The organism is Bacteroides propionicigenes (assembly GCF_018390535.1).
GTDB classification, from domain to species: domain Bacteria; phylum Bacteroidota; class Bacteroidia; order Bacteroidales; family Bacteroidaceae; genus Bacteroides; species Bacteroides propionicigenes.
Map to the genome: position 1 here is coordinate 12614 of NZ_JAHBBW010000020.1, position 20230 is coordinate 32843.

13 protein-coding genes are annotated in these 20230 nt (G+C 47.3%); 1 reads left to right on the top strand and 12 read right to left on the bottom strand.

Going from position 1 to position 20230, the window contains the following annotated elements; all coding sequences use genetic code 11:
- Positions 1-52: 52 nt before the first annotated feature.
- From KG118_RS16865 to KG118_RS16875, 3 genes are read right to left on the bottom strand one after another with little or no spacing between them, the layout of a single operon-like run.
- Positions 53-1432 (bottom strand): TolC family protein, encoded by a 1380-nt coding sequence (locus KG118_RS16865; protein ID WP_117710577.1) that lies wholly within the window; start codon positions 1430-1432, stop codon positions 53-55.
- A 19-nt stretch (positions 1433-1451) separates the two neighbouring features.
- The gene (locus tag KG118_RS16870) at positions 1452-4646 is read right to left on the bottom strand and encodes an efflux RND transporter permease subunit (RefSeq protein ID WP_117710284.1); all 3195 of its coding nucleotides are present in this window, start codon (positions 4644-4646) and stop codon (positions 1452-1454) included.
- Between the two features lie 4 nt (positions 4647-4650).
- Positions 4651-5790 (bottom strand): efflux RND transporter periplasmic adaptor subunit, encoded by a 1140-nt coding sequence (locus KG118_RS16875; RefSeq protein ID WP_117710285.1) that lies wholly within the window; start codon positions 5788-5790, stop codon positions 4651-4653.
- Positions 5791-5972: 182 nt separating this feature from the next.
- On the opposite strand from KG118_RS16875, the gene KG118_RS16880 reads away from it, so the two are divergent.
- Positions 5973-6809: a helix-turn-helix domain-containing protein gene (locus KG118_RS16880; RefSeq protein WP_117710286.1), complete on the top strand. Its 837-nt coding sequence runs from the start codon at positions 5973-5975 to the stop codon at positions 6807-6809.
- 66 nt (positions 6810-6875) lie between these two features.
- Here the strand turns inward: KG118_RS16880 and xyl3A are convergent, their stop codons facing one another.
- The 9 genes from xyl3A to KG118_RS16925 all read right to left on the bottom strand — a co-directional run bounded on the left by xyl3A (position 6876) and on the right by KG118_RS16925 (position 20077).
- Complete coding sequence (gene xyl3A / locus KG118_RS16885) at positions 6876-9464, bottom strand: xylan 1,4-beta-xylosidase (protein ID WP_117710287.1); 2589 nt, start codon at positions 9462-9464, stop codon at positions 6876-6878.
- A 117-nt stretch (positions 9465-9581) separates the two neighbouring features.
- A complete protein-coding gene (locus KG118_RS16890) occupies positions 9582-11075 on the bottom strand; it encodes an MBOAT family O-acyltransferase (RefSeq protein WP_117710288.1) in 1494 nt (497 codons plus the stop codon).
- A complete protein-coding gene (locus KG118_RS16895; RefSeq protein WP_199598712.1) occupies positions 11072-12010 on the bottom strand; it encodes an SGNH/GDSL hydrolase family protein in 939 nt (312 codons plus the stop codon). Before KG118_RS16895 ends, KG118_RS16890 begins: the two co-directional genes overlap by 4 nt.
- Positions 11994-13370 (bottom strand): SGNH/GDSL hydrolase family protein, encoded by a 1377-nt coding sequence (locus tag KG118_RS16900; protein ID WP_117710289.1) that lies wholly within the window; start codon positions 13368-13370, stop codon positions 11994-11996. Before KG118_RS16900 ends, KG118_RS16895 begins: the two co-directional genes overlap by 17 nt.
- 122 nt (positions 13371-13492) lie before the next feature.
- Entirely contained in the window at positions 13493-13786 is a 294-nt protein-coding gene (locus KG118_RS16905; RefSeq protein WP_117710290.1) for a PG0541 family transporter-associated protein, read from the bottom strand.
- A 21-nt stretch (positions 13787-13807) separates the two neighbouring features.
- Positions 13808-16957 (bottom strand): efflux RND transporter permease subunit, encoded by a 3150-nt coding sequence (locus tag KG118_RS16910; RefSeq protein WP_117710291.1) that lies wholly within the window; start codon positions 16955-16957, stop codon positions 13808-13810.
- Between the two features lie 39 nt (positions 16958-16996).
- A complete protein-coding gene (locus KG118_RS16915; RefSeq protein ID WP_117710292.1) occupies positions 16997-18013 on the bottom strand; it encodes an efflux RND transporter periplasmic adaptor subunit in 1017 nt (338 codons plus the stop codon).
- A 15-nt stretch (positions 18014-18028) separates the two neighbouring features.
- Positions 18029-19390 carry a TolC family protein gene (locus tag KG118_RS16920; RefSeq protein WP_117710293.1) on the bottom strand — a complete coding sequence of 454 codons (1362 nt, stop codon included), beginning with the start codon at positions 19388-19390 and terminating at the stop codon, positions 18029-18031.
- Positions 19391-19408: 18 nt separating this feature from the next.
- Positions 19409-20077, bottom strand: a complete 669-nt coding sequence (locus tag KG118_RS16925; protein ID WP_117710294.1) for a TetR/AcrR family transcriptional regulator — start codon at positions 20075-20077, stop codon at positions 19409-19411.
- Between the last annotated feature and the right edge of the window lie 153 nt (positions 20078-20230).

A 20230-nucleotide genomic window follows, 5' to 3' on the forward strand; every position in this document is an offset into this window, starting at 1 on the left:
GTGGAGGGACAAGAGAATAAAAACGAGAGAGAGTATGTAAAATTACTATTGATTAATCTCTTCCACCGCCAAGTGCCTGATATAAATTAATAATCCCTTGTATTTCATCAAAGCAATCTGCCACTTGCGCCAGTTGCGCAGACAGCAAAGACTGCTGTGCGGTGAGAACTTCCAGATAAGTGGAAGTGCCATGCTGCATCAAGAGTTGTGTACTGCGAACGGCATTTTCCAAAGAAGCAATCTGTCCGGCACGTAGCTCCGTCTTGCCGCGTGCGGTCTGTACTTGGGTCAGAGCATTGTTCACCTCACTGCCCGCATTGAGCAAGGCTTGCTGAAAGGCGAGCTTCGCCTCTTCCTGCTGCGCCTTGGCTATCTTCAGTTGTGCTATGTTCAAACCTTTATTAAACAAAGGTTGTGTCAATGAGCCCACAGCGGAAAGCAACAGTTTGCCGGGATTGATAATCATATTCCCGGCTGAGTTTGTCCAGCCTGCCGTACCGTTCAACGTAATGGACGGATAGAATGCAGAACGTGCCGCATTGGTGCTGTAAAAGGCAGACACCAAAGAAAGCTCCGCACTCTTTACGTCCGGACGGCGGGAAAGGAGTTGCAAAGGCACTCCTACTGTCAGTTCTTCGGGAAAGGTCTGCCCGGCAAGGCGACCACGCTCTATCCCACCCGGCACTTCTCCGAGAAGAATGGAAAGACTGTTCTCCACTTCTTTAATCTGCTGCTTCAAGTCCAGCAAGGAAGCCTCAACCTGACGGCAGTTGGCTTCGGACTGGGAGACGGATGCTTCATTCGTCATACCGGCAGCCATCATGGCACGCATGGTACGTACGCTTTCGCGCCAGTTGACAGCGGTTTCCTCGGAAATGCGGTATTGCTCATCGAGCATCAGCAAGGTATAATAAAGATTGGCGACATTGGCTATCAGGGAAGTACTGACAGCCTGTTCGTACTCCAGGCTCTGAAGATAGAGAGCTTTGGAACGGCGTTTGGCATTTGTCAGCTTACCGAAGATGTCGATTTCCCAACCGGCGGAAGCGATACCGGTATAGGTCCATGAACCTTTTGACTTGTCGAAGCTGCTGACACCCCCCTGAGGAGTAAGCATAAATGAGGGCAGATAAGCCAACTTTGCCGAAGAAAGGGCGGCCTCGGCTTCCTTGATACGCTGTTGGGCGGAAAGCAAATCGGTATTGCCCTGCAAAGCGTGTTCGATGAGTGCCTGCAAATGTGAATCGGTAAACAACTCACGCCATGACAAGGATGCGATAGAGGCTGTATCAACGGCAACGGCTTCCTCGTTCAAGTCCTGTCCGTACAGTCCGTCGGTATCAATATCGGAAGGACGTTCATATTTGGTGTAGATACCGCAACTGCTCAGTAACAGGCAGAAAGCGGATAAAGTTATGAGTTTTATCTTCATTGTCATTATCTTAATATTATCATTTATGCGCATCCTCTATCTCCTGTTTGCTTATAACCATCTCTTCCTCAATCTGCCAGTCTCGCGTCTGCATGGATTGTGCCGGACGAAGACGCTCTTGCAACCATTGGAAGGTAACAAACAAGGCGGGAACAATAAAGAGCAATGCCAGCGTACCAATCACCATACCGCCTACAGCCCCCGTACCGAGCGAACGGTTACCGTTGGCACCCACACCGGTAGCCACCATCAACGGCAGCAAACCGAATATCATGGTGAGCGCGGTCATGAGGATAGGACGCAAACGGGCTTTGGCAGCACTGACAGCCGAAGCTATAAGCCCCATACCCGCCCTACGACGCTCGGCAGCATACTCCGTCAGTAAGATAGCGGTCTTGGCAAGCAAACCAATCAACATAATCAGGCCCGTCTGCAGGTAGATGTTATTCTCCAATCCCATCAGCTTGGCGAACAGGAAGCTACCCATCAAACCCACCGGAACGGCGAAGATTACGGCAAACGGTACGATAAAGCTCTCGTAAAGCGCACTCAGAATGAGGTAAATCATCAAAATACAGATACCGAAGATGACAACCGTAGTTCCACTCTGCCGGCTTTCCTCACGGGTGATTCCGCCAAAGTCGTAGCCATAGCCTTTGGGAAGTGCTGTTGCCGCAGTCTCCTGTACGGCACGAATAGCGTCACCCGTACTGTATCCCTCGGCAGGCATGGCATTCACCGCAATGGAGTTGAACATATTGAAACGGCTCAACGACTCCGCACCATATGAACGTGTCAGTGAAACGAACTGGCTCAAAGGCGCCATCTCACCATTGGACATACGCACAAAAGCATTGTCGAGCGACGCCTCGTCCATACGGAATTTCGGATCGGCCTGTATCATTACCTTATACACCTTGGAGAAACGGTTGAAGTTGGATACATACTGCCCGCCATAATAACCGGAAAGCGTGGCCAGCACCTGATCGGGCGTAATGCCCGCACGCTTGCATTTGGAAGCGTCCACCTGTACCGTCCACTGCGGATAGCGTACGTCGAACGTAGAGTATGCCATGGAGATTTCGGGACGTTGGTTCAGCACACCCAAATATTGTTGGGTGGTCCGGAAGAAGGTATTGATATCGCCTCCCTGTTTGTCTTGTATGTTCAGGTCGAGAGCATTACCCATACCGTAACCCGGAATCATACCCGGAGCAATGGCAAAAACGGTTGCATCCTTGATGTCTGCCGTACGGGCATAAATCTGGTTGATAACAGCCTGTACCTGATCTTCGTCGTCCGTACGTTCATCCCACGGCTTCAGTTTGAGGATAATCATACCGAAGGAATTACCCTGCCCGGACAACAGACCGTAGCCCGCCACTTTCTGCAAGTGCAGTTTCTGCGGAATGCCTTCCAAACGTCGCTCTATACGGTCCATTATGTCGTTTGTGGTTTTCAGGGAACTACCCGGTGCGGTACTTACATTGACAAACAGCACTCCCTGGTCTTCATCGGGAACCAGACCCGTCTTGGTGGTATTCATCAGGAACACCAGCAAGACGACGGAACATGCCAGCAACGACCACGACAGCCAACGGCGTTTGATGAACAGCAACACAATCTTCTTATATTTCTCCACAAGAACATCGAATGCAGCATTGAACGCTTTACGGAAGCGGGCAGCAAAGTTTTGCTTCTGTGTACCGTCTTCATTGATATAAGGCTTCAGCAACAAAGCGCAAAGAGCCGGACTCAAGGTAAGGGCATTCACCGCCGAAATACCTACCGCCACCGCCATTGTCAGCCCGAACTGCGTATAGAACGTACCGGACGTGCCCCCCATGAACGACACCGGAATAAATACAGCCATGAATACCAGCGAGGATGTGATAACGGCATTCGAGATGCCTTTCATTGCATCGATACTTGCCATATAAGAAGACTTATACCCCACGTCGAAGCGTGCCTGCACCGCCTCCACCACAACGATGGCATCGTCCACCACCGTACCGATGACCAATACCAACGCAAAAAGCGTAATAAGATTGATACTGAAACCGGCTATGGACATGAACGCGAATGTACCAATCAGCGAAACGATGATACCCGCCAACGGAATCAACGTGGAACGGATGTCCTGCAAGAAAACATATACTACCAGAATAACCAAAAGAATAGCCTCAATCAACGTTTTCACCACCTCGTGAATGGATGCGAACAGAAAGTCGTTGCTGGACATCATCTGGGTAAGTTCCACTCCTTTCGGCAAGTCCTTGCGCGCTTCTTCCAACAATTCGTCAATCTGCCGGTTTACCTCTGTCGCATTGGAACCTGCCGTTTGGAATATCATACAGGAAATGCCTGCGTGACCGTCCATAGTACCTTTATAGGCATAGCTGTCTTTACCCAATTCCACATCGGCAATATCTTTCAGTTTAAGTACCTCACCGTCTTCCGTAGAGCGGATTACGATGTCGCCAAACTCTTCGGGAGTGATGAGACGTCCCGTATATTTCATCGTGTATTGGTAAGTTTCATCGGAATTCTCACCGAACGAACCCGTGGCCGACTCGATATTCTGTTCCGCCAGTACTGCCGTCACATCCGAAGGTATCAGCTTGTACTGCGCCATGACATCGGGTTTCATCCAGATGCGCATACTGTAATCACCTCCCATAATCATCATATCACCCACACCGGAGATACGGAGAATCTGCGGTTTCAGATTGATACTGATATAGTTGGCAAGAAAGTTCTCGTCATAAGAATCATCAGGGCTATGCAGGGAGAACATCTGCAGGATGCTGGTCTGCCGCTTGCTGGTGGTTACGCCTACTTGGGTTACTTCGGCAGGAAGCTGTCCCGTAGCTTTAGAAACGCGGTTCTGTACATTTACCGCTGCCATATCCGGATCTATACCCTGCTTGAAGTAAACGGTAATGGTCACCGTACCTGCATTGCTGGCGGTAGAGGTCATGTAAGTCATGTCTTCCACACCGTTTATAGCCTCTTCCAACGGAGCAATTACACTCTTCTGGAGAGTTTCGGCACTTGCCCCGTAATAGGTGGTACTCACCATAATAGTAGGCGGTGCAATATCCGGATATTGCTCCACAGGGAGCGTAAACAAGCCGATAATACCCAGAATGACAATCGTAATGGAGATGACTGCCGAAAGAACCGGGCGTTCTATAAATGTTCTAAGATTCATAAGATTATCCCTCCTTCACCTGTTGATTAGCTGATGCCGGCTTGGGTACAATAGGTGCACCTTCGCGCAACAGTCCCACGCCTTCCACTACAATCACGTCGCCTGCCTGCAAACCATTCTCTACAATATACTCCTGTCCGCCGTTGACACGCGTCACCTGTACAGGAGCCGACTGTGCTTTGCCATCTACAACCTTGTAGACAAACACCTTATCCTGCACTTCATACGTAGCCGCTTGCGGAATAACAATACAATTCTCTTTCTTTACAGGGATAATGATATTGCCCGAACCGCCGCTTGTGAGCAATCCTTCCTTATTAGGGAAGACGGCACGCAGACTCACCGTACCCGTGGAGGTGTCGATTACACCGCTTATCGTTTCTATCTTTCCTTCCTGAGCATAGGTGGAACGGTCGTTCAGCTGTAAACTGACGGCAGGCATCTCCGCCAAAGCCTTGTCTTTGGAACCATAGCGGCGGGTAAGTTCAAGCATCTGGTTCTCCGTCATGGAAAAGTAAATATACATATCGGAATTGTCCGAAACGGTAGTCAGCGGTTTCGGCATACCGGCACTGACCAACGTTCCCACTCGATAGGGCAATATGCCGACTACACCGTCAGCCGGACTCTTCACCTCTGTATAGGAAAGGTTGTTAGCGGCATTTATCTGCTGGGCTTCCGCCTGTGCCAACTGGGCTTTGGCACTCAACAAGCTGTTATAGGATGTTTTCAGGTCGAATTCGGAAACCACCTTTTGAGCATAGAGCTCCCGCTTGCTGTCGTATGTCAGTCGGGAAGTTGCCACTGCGGCTTTTGCCGCCTCTACATTAGCCTCGGCAGTACGCAGGGCTGCGATATACGGCACTTGATCGATAATAAACAAAATCTGTCCCTTGCGCACAGCCTGCCCTTCTTCTACACAAAGCCGGGTGAGCGTTCCCGACACTTGCGGGTAAATGTCAATGTCCTGTCGTCCGCGGATGGCCGCCGAATAAGTAGTTTGTAGTTCTTTGTCGGATATAGTGATGTCCATCACCTGATATTCCGATTGGTTTTGTACGGCAGGAGCGTTGCCGCAAGCTGCCAATACTGCACTGCAGATGACGGTTATCACCTGTTTCATCATACTCTTTTTTGTTGTCATACTCTTTTTATCTTAAAAGTGATTTACTGATAACTTTGAAAATCGGTGGCAAAGGTATGCCGTTTCCAAACAAGAACTCAGTTCATAGGACGTACGCAATTGTTCAATTTCGGAACAGGTTGTTTAATAAACCAAAAAGAACCGGTACATTTGCCGACATAAATAAACGATTATCAGAAAAGATGAACCCACTATTCACAACCCAATCAGAACCATTCAGAACCGGAACGGACAATCTGGAGTTCTTTTATAAACGTCTCATCAAAATGAAGAATGGAGTACTCATGTTCTGCATCGACGGAGAGGCGGATATCACACTGGATTTGGAGCAATACCACATTGTTCCGAATACAACTGTCATGATACTGCCTAACTCCATATTCTCCCTCACTTCAGCAACCAAGAAGTTCCGAGTACACTATTTCGCCTATTCAGACGAGATGTTCAAGGCCGCCTGCTTCCGGCTTGACCCGCCGTTTATTCACTTTCTGAAGGAAAACGCCTGTTACACCCATACGGATAAAGAAGCCTTACGAGCCATTACAGGGCTTACCGAAGCCAGTAGTGCGATATACAGAGACTCAGCCAACCAATTCAGGAATACCATCGCCCAAAACCTGCTTCAAATCTTCTTCCTTGATACTTACGACAAGGTGCAACGGCTCTTCACACAGGAACAGATAGAAGGAAGCAACCGAAAAGATGAATTGTTCAAAAAGTTTATAAATCTGGTGCATACGCATTGCATTACCCAAAGAGATGTTGCATTTTATGCCGAACAACTCTGCATATCCACCCGATATCTCTCTGCCATCACCAAAGAAATAGGAAACACGACCGCCAAAGAAATCATAGATGATTTCCTTATACTGGAACTAAAAGTAGCTTTACAATCTACCGGCTTATCACTAAAAGAAATAGCCGATAAGTACTGCTTCCCCGACCAGTCTTTCTTCGGACGGTTCTTTAAAAAGCACACGGGTATGTCGCCAAAGGCATTCCGAGCACAAAAGACATAATAAAGAAAGAGGGAGAATGTCAGGTTTCTGACATTCTCCCTCTTTCTTTATCAAAGGCTTAAAGCCTTACTCTATTACGAAACTTCCTCGTTGCAAGTCCTGATCCTGTGAACTTCTTCCCACCATTATATCATACTTGCCGGCACAAACCCGCATCGTATTGCTTTGAGCATCCCACCATTCCAACTCTTTGTCATTCAAGTCGAACTCTACATCAATACTCTTTCCGGCAGGTATTCGGACACGTTTAAAAGCGCGCAAAGTCTTACCGGGTCCTTCTGCATCATCCTGTTTCTTGAGATAAACCTGTACCACTTCGTCACCGTCACGCTGGCCGCTGTTGGTAACGCTAACAGTCAATTTCAAAGGTTCTCCCGCCTTAATCTGTTCTTTTGCCAATGACAATGGTCCGTAATCAAAGGTTGTATAACTCAATCCATAACCGAACGGGAACAATGGTTGCTGAGTCATATAACGATAGGTACGTCCTGTCATATTATAATCCTCAAAATCGGGAAGCTGAGACATATTGCGATAGAAAGTAACCGGCAAGCGTCCACCCGGATTATAATCACCGAACAGCACCTCTGCCACAGCCGTTCCGCCTTCCTGACCCGGATACCAAGCCTGCAGGATAGCTTCACAGTTCTTCGTTTCAGGTTCCAAAGCGATAGGCGAACCGGAACAATTCACCAAGATTATCTTCTTACCGGCACGATGCAACGCATTAATCAGTTCGCGCTGAACAGCGGGTAATTCAATATCCGTACGGTCTCCGCCTCTAAAGCCCGGAAGATTCACTCCCATCTCCTCGCCTTCCAACACCGGAGATACACCACTGGCGAAAATAACAATATCAGCATCTTTCACACGAGCCACAGATGCATTGATATCCACCTTCTGCTTGAAACCGATGTCGAAATTCAACTGTGCATCACTTCTGAAATATTCAAAATCAAGCTCTATTTCATAGGGAGTGCCCGCTTTCACTTGTAAAGTGTAGTTCAGCGCTCTGCCGCCATGTACGTTAGAGATGCGTTTCACTTCCTCGCCGTTGACACGCAAACGACCTAAACCATGTGCATAAATCTCAAACACAACTTCACCCGATTGTTGGGGGGTGAGCACACTGTTGTAAGTTGCGGAGAAATCAGTCAAGTTTACTCCCGGTGCAAAAACCGTAGCTCCCGATGTACAGAAACGGAAAGGAGTAGTTACTTGTGTGGTAGTCACCGGATTGCCTTCACGCTTTACGTTGTTCCAGTAGCGTGCAGTGAAACCTTGTCCGTCAGCCGACTTGCACTGGTTGAATACGCTTTGAATCAGTGTTCTTTCCACCCAGCTGCAACCCTGTTCATAAATCAACTTATCGTCTGCCCCCAATGTTTTCCGTATTCCGTCCAGAATGGTGACTGTGTGCGGCGGCATACCGTTATAATTGCCCCACTGCATTACGGAGTCATTGGCATTAGGTCCCATTACCGCTACGGTTAGTCCCCCGCGTTTCAAAGGAAGAATATTGTCTTTGTTTTGAAGCAAAGTCATAGATTTACGGGCTATATCCAAAGCCAGTGAATCGTGAGCGGCAGAAGCTACCACCGAAAAAGGTATTTTGGTCCAAGACACATCTTCCGGATTGTCCATTTCTCCCAAAGCAAAACGGGCTTCCAGCAAGCGGATTACCGCCTTATCAATATCTTTTTCGTCAATCTTACCTTCTTGAACGGCTTTTACCAATGCCTTATAACTGGAACCGCATTCCAAATCCGTTCCGTTCAGCACAGCTGCCGCCGAGGCAGACTCCGCATTGGGATATGCTTTATGTCCATGCTCATTATAAAAATCGGCAATAGCACCGCAATCGGAAAGAATAATACCATCAAAGCCCCAATCGTTACGAAGAATCTGCATCAGCAAACGATTGCTGCCACAACATGGCTCTCCCTCAAAACTGTTATAGGCGCACATCACCTCTTTTACCTCAGCTTCTTTCACCAATGCCTCAAAAGGCGGCAGGTAGGTTTCATATAAATCACGTGCACTGAGATCCTCTACATTGAAAGAGTGACGGTTCCATTCCGGACCGGAGTGTACGGCGAAATGCTTGGCGCAAGCATGCAGCTTATCGTATTTGCCGTCATTGGTTCCTTGCAAACCTTTCACTACCATGACGCCCATACGGCTGGTGAGATAAGGGTCTTCACCGTAGGTTTCAATACCTCGTCCCCAACGCGGGTCACGATAGATGTTCACAGTAGGCGTCCACATGGTAAGACCTTGGTAGCGTGCATAGCTTCCCTGAGATGCGTAGTGTGCATTCTTTGCACGCGCCTCATCCGATACAGCATTGAACACTTCATATACTGCCTCCGGCGAGAAAGATGCCGCCATTCCTATCGGTTGCGGAAAAACAGTAGCAAGTCCGGCGCGCGCCACACCATGCAACGCTTCGTTCCACCAGTTATATGGCTTGATGCCCAGACGCTCTACCGGCTGAGAGCTGTCCATCATCAATGCCACTTTTTCTTCCAAAGTAAGTTCTTTCAACAGAAGTTCCGCTCGCTTCTCCGGAGCTAAAGACGTAGTTTTGTACGTAGGCTGGCTACACCCTATCAGAAGTAGAAGAGGTAACCAATAAAAAAGTTCCCGTTTCATGATTGTTGTTTTTTTAATGATAGTAATCAGATTTATTTATGTCACAAAGATACAGGGTTACCCGATACGCTATTGTACCGGGCGTTTCATAAACTTTATTGTATGTATCATTCTGTCTTAGAACTGAAAGTAGATAAACGGCTGTATCTCCGAACTCTTCATTTGGATAACAAGGTAAATCATAGCAACTAACAACAATGCTTTCCCTATCAACGGAAGACGAACAACCGCCTTACTGCAAGCGTGCTCCCAACTGTCTGGTACGAAATGAAGGAAGAAACCGAGCGCCATCAAAGCAAACACTTCCCAATAACCCGTAACCAATTGCGGAAGAAGTTGAGGGCGGAAAGTTGTGAATATCTGATTCAACATATCCAAAGAAGTTGAAAAATCGGCATTACGGAAGAATATCCAACAGAAGCAAACGAAGTGAAACGTAATAACAATGTCGAAGAAACGGCGGATACCATGGCTGTGCTTTCCTTTTCTCTTGCCGGTAATGCTCATCCAGAACTTATGGGCTGCCAGGGCAACACCGTGCAGCATTCCCCAAAAAACAAAGTTCCAAGATGCTCCATGCCACAAACCTCCCAAGAACATAGTGATGATGAGATTAGCATATTGACGTATCTTTCCCTTACGGTTACCACCCAAAGATATATAGAGATAATCGCGCAGCCAACTGGAAAGCGAGATATGCCAGCGACGCCAGAACTCCGTAATGGACGCCGACTTATAAGGTGAGTCGAAGTTCATATTAAAATGAAAACCCAACAGCAAGGCAATGCCGATAGCCATATCGCTATATCCAGAGAAATCACAATAGATTTGAAGTGCATAACCGTAAACACCCATAAGGTTTTCCACGCCCGAATACAAAGTAGGATTATCGAATATGCGCTCCACAAAATTAATACTGATATAATCCGAGATAACCGCTTTCTTGAAAAGACCGCTTACAATCAAAAAGATACCCCTTCCAAACATCTCCCCGGAAACAAACAGCGGGCGACGGATTTGCGGAATAAAATCGCGTGCACGAACAATAGGGCCTGCCACCAATTGCGGGAAGAAAGATACGTAGAACGCATAATCCAACAAATTGGTAAGGGGTGTTATCTCCTTGCGATACACATCAATCGTGTAGCTCAACGACTGGAATGTGAAAAATGATATGCCGACAGGAAGAAATATATCCATAGCGGTGAATGTACCACCTGTCAGCGAAGCAAAAAAGTCTCCAAGGAAATTCGTATATTTAAAGTAGCACAGCAATCCCAGGTTTATCGTCAGACTGACTGCCACCCACATTTTACGCAACCAATGCGCAGTAGCACGTGACATGAGACGGGCTATAAAAAAGTCACTTACCGTAACGATGGCAAGCAAAAAGAAATACGTACCGCTACTTTTATAATAAAAATAGTAAGAAAACAGGGTAACGAACATCAGACGGGCTGTGGTGCGACGTTGCAATAGTAAATAGAACACGATAAAAGCTGCAAACAGCCACAGAAAAATACCACTACTAAATATCATCGGCGCGTGCGGATCATACACGAACAGGTCGCGCAAGCGGGCAAAGTCTATATTTAGATTAAATACATTCATTGGTTACAATAGTCATTATACGCTTTCAACAAGGCACGATAGAACATTTCACCCTGCAATACATATCCTTCCGGAAGATAGTGTATGTGGTCGGGACGCATCAGCCCCGCTTCCTGCCAGTTAAGGCAAGCCCGGCGAACACCACCGAAAGCCTCGTACATATCCCACACAGCCAATCCGTTGGCATCGGCAAAACGGCGAATAGTCTGTACAGCCACAGACGTACGGGGATTTATTTTATAAGTGCGTCGACGACGACGCTGGCGAAAACTCTCGTATGAACCGGGCGGAGTAGTCATCAGCATCGGGACACCGGGCAAACTTTCACGCAGCATACGTACCAGTTCATTCATCTGTTGATAGTGCAGCATGGAACTGTATCGCCGGTTATGGCTCTCGTTCGTTCCAAAAGAGAGGATAACAAGGTCGGGATGAAGTGCAGCTATTTCCTCCACACGCTCCGGACGGGTAAAAGTTACACAAAAAGCTCCGTTTATCCCCATATCCGTATAAGATAGCGCACCAAATACTTTCTGAAGCTGTTCGCCCGTAGTCCTCGGAAAGATATGACCGCGAATATGGCTGTCGCCTATATGTACAATGCGAATCGTATCGGTAGTGACACCCAAGCGAAGCATACGAAGTTTCTCCCAAAAGGGCTTCAGAATACCGACACTGTCTATCAGTTCGTTCTCTCCCAACTGCTGAAAAGCTGCGGGTAAGGTGATGAGAGGAATCGGCAGGGTATCCGTACGCTGTCCATAGACCGTAAGCGTATCACAATCAAGTGTCGTCTCTTGAAACCGGGGACAACCCGGAAGCGTATCTTGTGCATAGATACGTTGCACAGGCGAGAAAAACAATGCCAACACCGCGCAGCAAATCGTAAATCGTAAATCGTCCAATCGTAAATACCTTTTATGGCTCCGCTTCATAAGCACGCCTCCTGTCGTATTGTTCTTTACCGTAAATCAGCGCCTCATAAAGCAACCCGGCCAAATGTTTGCCGCCACGGAAGTTGATATGCGTATAATCGTAATTGGCTAAGGAGGGTTTGGCATGCACCATATCCGCCATGCTGCCCTCACCACCCATCGCTTCGAACATATTCCAAAAAGCCACTCCACTGTCGGCAGCCAAATTCTGTTGGTAACGAACCAAGTTCTTGATGCCGGGCATCGTCCGCAAGTCTCCCTCCTCGGTTTTGTATTCACGGTCGCCTACGCTGACGACGAGGATACCCGCTTGCGGAAAAGCGTTCTTCAGGTGGGCAATGGTGGCTACCATGCCGCCGCGATAGCGGTCGTAGTTCCGTCCGCGTTCCGTTGCAACATTCAGTCCGTACTGAAGGATTATCAAATCGTAAGGACGCTGTTCGTTAAATTCGCGCATCATCCAGACGGGTACAGAGCGCAAAGACAAGCCGGAGCTGCCGCGAAGCGAGAAGTTGTCAACTATAATCCCTTGCGTGCCATCCATAGCAAGACCGTAGAACAAGGTGGAATCGGCATTTTCCACTTTCCAGCGTACAGAACCGATGTGCCCCGTTACATCCATTTCACGGAGTTCACCCGTAGGCGGAAAAGTTTCAGTCTGCGGTTCGCCTCTGTTGACAGATGCCGAAAGGGTGACCTCACCTTTATTATAGAAAAAGATAGAAGCACGTTCGCAAGTATCAAGCCGGGATGCGTAGTTCTTTTGCCCGCGAAGCTCCACATACGCACCGGGATTCGGAATGAAATAATGTCCCGAAATACCTTGCTTGCTACGATCGAAGAATACGGAATCCATAATGGAATGGCTCTGCCAGCCACTGAAGTTGTGCCGCACCGTAGGACGGTAACCGCTGGTCATGGAAGTAATCGTAACGAAGCCTACCCCGCATCCGCCATAGCGTTCCTGCAACATTGCACGCAGGTCAGCCGTAAGAATATCCGCCTCGATGAAAGAATCTCCGAAGTAGGCGATACGTACCAGCCGGGGGCTCGTTGCCAGTTGGTCCAACGCACGATAAAAAGGTGTCATGCCACGCAAAGTGGAATCACTGTAATCCTCAATACAGGTCATTCCGTTGCGGCAGGTGTCTACAAAAGCCGGTTTTACTTTCGGAGGAGAGAGTAACAGGCTGTCCGGTTCGCTCACAACTTCCGGTACGGGACGCACATCACCCAGTATGTCCACCCGCCTCAGCACATAACGACCTATTGTGACTCCGGGCAACAAGCCCATCAGCAAAAGAACGGCTACCACAATAAGCATCAACCAACCTGTATGTTTCAAAACACTCTTTTCCATAACTAATCCGGGCGCAAAGATAGAGAATCGGATGAAAATAAATATCTTCCTGCAAAAAAGAATTATCCTCACAGGAAAAAGATATTTCCCATGAGGATAATTACTATTTATGCAACGGAAACCTAAATGGTTTTCTCTATGTTCCAAACAAATGCCCGAAGCCCTAACTGCTCGGTTTGTTTATCCATATTATGAAGGACTTCCAACAAGGAATCCACCCTCTCGTCCTCTACCATCGTAAGGATGGCGGAACACATGGAAGGCCAGGCATGACTGCCGTAATGGGGTTCTCCGGTTTTGGAACCGCGTCCGCGAACCTGCTCCCAGTAAGTGAAGCCGCGACAATTCAGTCTGTCGAGCGTAGCGACGATGCGCTCATAATATGCTTGATCGAATGTGATTAATACTGATTTCATTATTCAACTATTATATGTCAACTATTTATTATTAACCTGTCCCTGTTCTTCAAAGTAAGCGTTCAGCTGCTTCTGCATCTTGCGACGCTGACGCTTGATGCCTACACCACCGAAGATACAATACATGGTGGGAACATAAATCAAGGTCAGGATGGTGGAAATCGTCAGGCCGCCGATTACGGCAATCGCCATAGGACTCCACATTTCAGAACCCTGACCGGTGCTGACAGCCATCGGAATCATACCGAGAATGGTAGTCATGGTAGTCATCAACACCGGACGTAGACGGCTCTTGCCTGCCGTAACCACGGCGTTCAGCACCGACTGTCCGCGCTCACGGCAGAGAATCGTGTAGTCGATGAGCACGATACCGTTCTTCACCACAATACCAATCAACATGATGCTACCCAGCAGACTCATTACACTCAGCGTAGTATTGGTAATGAACAGCGCCATCAGCACACCACTCATGGCAAACGGCACCGAGAGGATAAGGATGAACGGATAGGTCAGCGATTCAAACTGTGCTGCCATTACGATAAACACAAGAATGATAATCAATACACCCAATGTTCCCAAATCGCGGAACGAATCCTGCTGGTCTTCATAGGAACCCGATATCTGGATGGTGATGTCGGACGGCTTCTCTATCTTTTCTATGATTGCGTTACCCGCAGCCACCACATCGCCCAGCGGAGCACCGGAGATTACGGCAGACACCGTGACGATACGCTCGCGGTCTTTACGCTCGATGGTAGGCGGAGCAAAACGTTCCACCACAGTTCCGAGGTCTTTAATGCGGACACCTTCACCTTTGGCATTGTAAACCAATATGTTTTCAATACTTTCAAGACTGGTGCGGAACTCAGGGGCATAACGCACCTTAATGTCGTACTCATCTCCATCCTCACGATATTTAGACGCCGTTGCGCCATTAATACGGTTACGCAGATAGGTAGCGGCAGTAGACAGGTTCAGTCCGTGAAGCGCCAGCTTCTCGCGGTCAAAGTCTACCTGATATTCGGGTTGGTAATCGCTACGGCTGATGTTGACCTCAGACACGCCTTTTACATTCAACAGTTCACGTTTCAAGCGAGCGGCAACACTGTCAGTTTCTTCCATACTGTATCCGTAGACCTCGAAGTCGGCAGATGCCTGAGCGGACATACCCGTATTGCTACCGCCGAGGATTACCTGTGCCTTGCTGAACTCCGGATAAGCCTTCAGATCCTCACGCATCTCCTCGCAAACAGTTTCCAGTGTCACATCACGGTCGCCCGGGTCTACCAAACTGATATTAAAGGAGATGATATGCGAACCGTTATCCTGCATGGACGCCCAAGTGTTGTCCGAGTCAGCCTGTCCTACGGTATAGTTACATACCTTCATAATACCTTTATACTTCTGCAGCCACTGGTTGGTGAGTTTCTCCGAAACCTCTTGCGCCACCTCTTTACGAGTACCTATCGGTAATTCCAGTTGTACAGCAATACGAGCGTTATCCTGTGCGGGGAAGAACTCTGTACCAATGGTCTTGGCACAGAACAAACTTAAAATGAAGAATACCACACAACCTGCAAGAACCACCATACGATGACGTACCGCCCAGTTCAGCATACGCGCATACCAGTTGTCCAAACCGTCCAACGTACGTTCTATCGGCCCGAAGAATATTTTGAACACTTTAGACTGTTTGCGCTGCAAACGAAGCAACTGCGAACAAAGCATCGGGGTCAACGTCAAGGCGGAAACTGTGGAAACAAACATAATGGCACACATCATCCAACCCAACTGTTTGAACAGCACACCGGACATACCGGTAACCATCGTCAGCGGGAAGAATACCGCAATCATCGTCAGCGTAGAAGCGACTACGGAAATTGCCACCTCGTTCGTGCCGTGAACGGACGCTTGCTTGGGATCGGATCCACGTTCAATATGCGTCGTAACGTTCTCCAATACCACAATGGCATCGTCCACCACCATACCGATAGCTATGGAGAGTGACGAAAGCGAAATGATATTAATTGTATTCCCAGAAATGGCAAGGTATATGAACGAAGCAATCAAAGAAAGCGGAATCGTTATACAGATAATCAACGTGGCACGCCAGCGTCCCAAGAACAGGAACACCACAATCACAACGAACAGCAAGGCATACATCACCGTCTCCGTCAAACTGTCAATTGTATTCAAGATATTCTCGGACGTATCCACAATGACGCCCAGCTTCACGTCACTCGGCAAGTTCTTCTGCAGACGCGGCAACGCATCCTGCACCTTTTTGGAGATTTCCACGGAGTTGGCGCCCGACTGTTTCTGCACTACAATCATGGCACCTTGTACACCGTTGTTATAGGTTTCCTGAGCACGTTCCTCCACGGTATCCACAATCCGTGCAACATCACGCAAGTAGACTGTAGCGCCATTATACGTACCTACAACCACATCCGCCAATTGGCGAGAGTCATCAAACTCACCCTCCACGCGCAACGAATAGGTTTCATTACCGATGTCGAAGTTACCGCCCGGTATGTTCTTATTCTCCGCTCCGATGATGGAACTGATTGTTTCAATACTCAGATTGTATGCTTCCAGCTTATAGGGGTCGCAATACACTTGGATTTCGCGCTGCGGCGCACCGCTGATAGACACAGTACCCACACCGGGAATACGTGCCAAAGGATTTACCACACGGTCATCCAGAATCTTGTAAAGTGCCGACTGGCTCTCGTTTGCCTGTACAGACAACAGCACGATAGGAATCATATCCGTACTGAACTTGAAGATAATGGGGTTCTCCACATCATCGGGAAGTGACGAACTTACCATATCCAACTTGTCGCGCACATCGTTTGTCAGTACATCAATATCGTTACCGAACTCAAACTCCAGCGTAATCAGCGACATATTCTCCGAAGAACGGGAAGTGATGTGCTTCAAATCACTGACAGAGTTCAAAACATTTTCCAACGGACGGGTCACGTTATTCTCTATATCCGAAGCACTGGCTCCCGGATAGGCCGTCATCACCATAATCGTATTCGTATCAATGTCCGGATACAAATCGATAGGCAACTTTGACAAAGAGAACAGACCAAATATCACCACTGCCAAGAAGCAGAGCGAAGTCATAATCGGTTTCTTAACCGCACCTTCGTATAAACTCATACTCTTTTTAATTAAGAATTAAGAATGATGAATGAAGAATTATTTTTCCACCTCTACTTCCATGCCGTTTACCAGCTTGGTCTGTCCGGCTATAACTACCTGTGAGTTATCGGGCACACCGGACACCAACTCGTACTCAGCACCCATACGGCGTCCGAGTTCCACCTTATTATAGGTAACTTTGCCGTCCTTGTACACATAGACATAACGGTCACCGGAACCGGATTGCTTCACGATAGCCAAATCGGGTACGACTACATTGTCCTTCGTACCGAAATTAAGCGTAGCACGGGCAAACATTCCGGGACGCACACGTTGGTCTTTATTGGCAAGTTTAATCTCCACGGGGAAAGTACGAGTGTTAGGGTCTACCGTAGGATAAACCAGACTGATGTAGCCTTCAAACGGTTCATCTCCATAGACATCCAACTTTAGAGATACCGGAGCACCTTTTTTTACTTGGGTAAAATAGGTTTCGGAAACATTAATCAAGAGTTTCACCGGAGTAATTTGCTCTACCACTAACACCGGTTCACCGCCGCTGTACATATCACCGTTGTCATAGTTGCGGGCTGTTACAACACCGTTTATCGGGCTGAGCAATGAAGTGTTCTCCAATAAATTACGGTAAGCCGTTTCCTTTATGTCCAGAGCCATTTTGGCTGCATCCCATTCCGATTTGGACGCACCGCCTACTTTGTACAGTTCATCCATACGTTTAAACTCTATTTCCTGATTGTCCAATTGGAATTTGGTCTGTTTCAAATTGGCCTCATCCATACTGACCAACTTCTGACCTTTGGACACGCGGTCGCCCACTTCCACCAATATCCTGTCGATACGCACCGGAGAAGAAGGAGCTATATTATTCTTCACCTCCGCTTCCACGGTAGCTGTGTATTCATGAATCTGTTCTACCGGACGTGCTTTTACATCCGCCAGCTTCACTCTTGGCTTCTCGTCCACTTGTTCAGCAACAGCTTTTTCTTTTTCGCCGCTGCAAGCGCCCAACAGTACCACTGCAAACAGGGCAATCAATTGAAAACTTTTTCTCATATCGTTGTTCTTATTTTATTTCTGATTTTTAATAATGTAATCTCTTCCCAAAACCTGGTCGAGGTCGGCCTTAGCCACCAGATAATCGTATATCGACTGGTTGTAAGTCAGCTCTGCCTCTGTAAGCTGCACTTGTGAGGTATTCAGTTCAAGCACTGTTCCTTTACCTACTTCGTAGCGCTTGCCGGCAATCTGCACCGCTTTCTCTGCCTGCATCACATTCTCCTTATTGCTGGATACTTGCTCGGAACTGGCCGACATATTGTCCTGATAACTCGTAATCTGCATATTCAGCTTGCGCTCCGTATCAATACGGTTCTGGTCCAACTGGCGCATCTGAATACGATTGGATTTCAGCTTTGTGAAATTACTTGCCTTGTATAAAGGAATACTCAAGTTGAACACCAGTGAAGAACTGCTGCCATAGTTGTAATTGAAAATATTCCAACTATCATTATTCATGGATTGATATTGGTAAGAATAGCCCAGTCCTATCGTTGGTATGAAGTTGGTACGCAATGACTTGATATTTTTTTGAAGCATCAGGCGATTCAACTCCAATTGCTTCATAGTGGTATTATTTACCAATCCTTCGTGGATTGCATTGTCCAACTGATTAGCAAACACTACTCCTTCATAAGCTGCCAGACTGTCGTCAATCTTTATATCCACATCGGCTGTGATACCCATAAGCACTTTGAGTTGCAGCTTGGAAAGCGTCACGGCATTACCCGCAGAAATAACACTTGGCTTCACGCTGCGCATCTGCACCTCGGCGGTTATCTTATCAAACTCGCTGACGGCACCTTGTTGATATTTGGCATTGACAATGTTATAATTCTCTTCCGCCAGCTTATAACTTTTCTGCAGAACATCGTATGAGTCCTGTGTCAGCATCAACTGGTAATAAGCCTTTGTCACCTGATTCACCAAATCTTGCTTGGAAGCCCGTGACTTCTCCACAGCCAGCTCTATATCCGTCTTCGTCATAGACATGGCCCGATACACGGACGGAGCAAACAGGGGTAAACTGATGTTCAGTGTTCCGGTAGCAGTATTCGCCTTATCCTTACCCATTTTTACGGTCTGGTCACCGATACTGAACTGCGGAGCCGTAATGGTATGGCTCATAGTACCCGAAATACTGGCTTCAGGCAACAGGTTTTGCCAAGTCTCTTTATGGCTTACTTTCTTGAGAGCAATCTCCTCCTCCGCCACTTTAATGGTAGGATTATCGCTCAAAGCAATTTCTAAAGCCTTGTCAAGGTTTAGGGTCAAGGTATCTTTTGTCCCTTGTGCTCGTGTATAGCCGCCAACCAACACTATGGCAACGGCCAACATCCATTTTTTCCCCTCAAAAAATCTCTGCATCTTCATAAAGCAATTAATCGTTTTCTAATTGTTCTCTGTTTTTTTATCTCCGGAGGTTATCTCGTTACGGTATTCCCGGATAAATACCTCCAACTCATGCGCCCCTTTCTCCGTAGAGATACCTCGCAAGAAGGTGAACATGATAGATTCGTAAACTTCAAGGAAAGAATATTCTTTGCAAATGTCCGTATTCATCAACAAGTCAATCTGTTCCCTTACCAACAGATTGATAATGGCAAAGTTTACATCATCACGAAAAATACCCTGCTTCACACCCTCCTTAAAGAAATTCACCGCCTCTTCCGAATCCTGATTATGCCGTCTCGTCATCAACTCATAGGCCTTGGGATATTTCTTGATATCCTCAAAAAACTTCTTGTTGGTGGCATGGAACTTCTCAATGCTGCGTTGATAGCACTTCAACAAAACTTCCAATACATTCTCGGATGTGGCAAGCACGTTTTTCAAAAAATCCTCCCCTTCTCTCTGACCTTTCAGAATACACTCTTCCAACAAGGTTTCCTTATCAGAGAAAACTTCATACAGGGTACGTTTGGAGATACCCAATGAAGTTGCGATATCATCCATCGTAATACTTTTAATACCGTGCGCAGAAAATGCTTCCACCGCAGTCTCAATAATCCGTTCTCTCAGTTCTGGACGAGGGGTAAGGTGTTTGGTATATTCGCTCATTTCTCTTCCTTTTAAAGTTCAAAACTCTTTTTTACCTTAATTCCGCAACACTATTATAAAATATTTTTTTTAAGTACCTGAGCAACAAAAAGTTGCTCAGGATTTTGCCATGTCAGAGGATTCACTTAACTTAGTGTTGCAAAAAAATAATCA